We start from the raw sequence: 1,128 nt of genomic DNA on the forward strand, positions 1-1,128 counted from the left end.
CATCTATATGTTGGCGAACCTTGAAGCCCTAAATATGGCTAAGTATAAAAATTAAGAGCCCGGGATAGCTTACCAGGGCTCTTCTATGTGGAGGATAACGGGCTGAACCGACGACCTCCTGCGTGCAAGGCAGGCGCTCTCACGGCAGTTCCCTAAAACGTGTCTCCAAATACATAAGATGTTTTTATAAACCAATTAAGCAGTGTCTCAAACTATATGAAGCGGATCAAGGTTCCCCTATTAAGAACGCGAGACCCGTTTAAAATAGGGCTGAGTGGATAAATTAATAGTAGAGGAAAAATCATACTGGGAAGTGTGTTTTTAGCAGGCAGAAGGTGGCCAACAAAAGTTCTGAAATCCGTTTCAGAACTTTTGTTTTTGAAGAAACTTTAAAGTACAGCGAATTATGAAAGCTAGGAGGCGAGAAAAATGGCAGTAGCATTGAAGAGGTTAGAATACGACTTGCGAGAACAAATCCATGAAGTTCGGGACGAGTGGCACACGACCTGTCACGTTTCTCAATGTCTCGACCTTGTTATGGATAACTATATTGAGAAGGTAATAGACCTTACAGAAGAAATAGACGAGACTAGGGAAAAGCTGGGCGAGCCTATAGAAGTTGAGTATTAATCTAAGTAAATAACAAACGCGGTATTGTAAGCAGGCAGGTTCTCTGCCTGCTTTTTTATTGATATTCTCTAGGAAACCCATTTGCTCCTTAAGCAAGAGCCCCAGTATTTCTACCAAGGTCTTTCTGTTCGGTGTGGCGAATAGGGGATTTGAACCCATCCTTTTATGCTTAGTTAAAGCCAGACAAACCGAGCGTGGTGGTTGCGCTTCACACTGCGTTACCGCAGGCCGTAAGCGCGTACTTTGCTCTGGCTGCTACATTTTCGTTTGATATCGGCATTCACGGGTATCGAAACTAGAGCGACGGTGTAAACAACAGGAGGTGAGTGTAATGCAACTCAAGCGTCTTACCCATCTTGAGGAAGGCCTGCCCGTCGAAATGCCGAGTGAGGATATCCTCGGTTTTCAGGTCTATGATTGCTTTGGTAGCTTTGTGGGTGTAGTCGAGGACCTGCTAGCAGATGTGAATAACCCTAAGGTTATCAGCTATGTGCTGAT

General features: G+C 44.4%; 2 protein-coding genes. Both read left to right on the plus strand.

The annotated features are described in order from the left end of the window. Positions 1-429: 429 nt before the first annotated feature. Positions 430-630, plus strand: coding sequence for a hypothetical protein (locus ACYC56_RS12060; protein WP_461374427.1), 201 nt, complete (start codon positions 430-432; stop codon positions 628-630). A gap of 379 nt (positions 631-1,009) precedes the next feature. Next, positions 1,010-1,128: PRC-barrel domain-containing protein (locus ACYC56_RS12065; protein WP_461374428.1), on the plus strand; the 119-nt coding region annotated here is incomplete at its 3' end.

Source organism: Candidatus Aquicultor sp. (assembly GCF_054640775.1).

What these genes read in the sequence shown, in the direction of transcription:
- ACYC56_RS12060 (WP_461374427.1), top strand. Translation starts at nt 430, where the DNA reads ATGGCAGTAGCATTGAAGAGGTTAGAATACGACTTGCGAGAACAAATC.